Source organism: Pseudomonas sp. AC463 (assembly GCF_979253585.1).
Genome location: NZ_CEEDDZ010000781.1, coordinates 1 through 260 on the forward strand (window position 1 = coordinate 1; position 260 = coordinate 260).

A 260-nucleotide genomic window follows, 5' to 3' on the forward strand; every position below is an offset into this window, starting at 1 on the left:
GATCGAATATCTGCGACCGGAAGCGATGTTCGACGGCATGGACGCGCTCATCGCGCAGATGGACGCCGATTGCGCGCGGGCACGGGAGGTTCTAGGCGCGCGGAACGCATGACCGACGCACCCAACACTCCGCGCGACTCCGCCAGGGACTATCGCGATACCGTCTTCCTGCCGAAGACCGACTTTCCGATGAAGGCGGGCCTTGCCGCCAAGGAGCCGGCGATCCTCGATCGCTGGGCGCGCATCGGCCTGTACGACCG

1 protein-coding gene is annotated in these 260 nt (G+C 66.2%); it reads left to right on the forward strand.

The window, feature by feature from the left end:
• Positions 1 to 10: 10 nt before the first annotated feature.
• A complete protein-coding gene (locus tag AC0IYH_RS32345) occupies positions 11 to 112 on the forward strand; it encodes a riboflavin kinase (protein ID WP_471838420.1) in 102 nt (33 codons plus the stop codon).
• The last annotated feature ends 148 nt before the right edge of the window (positions 113 to 260 follow it).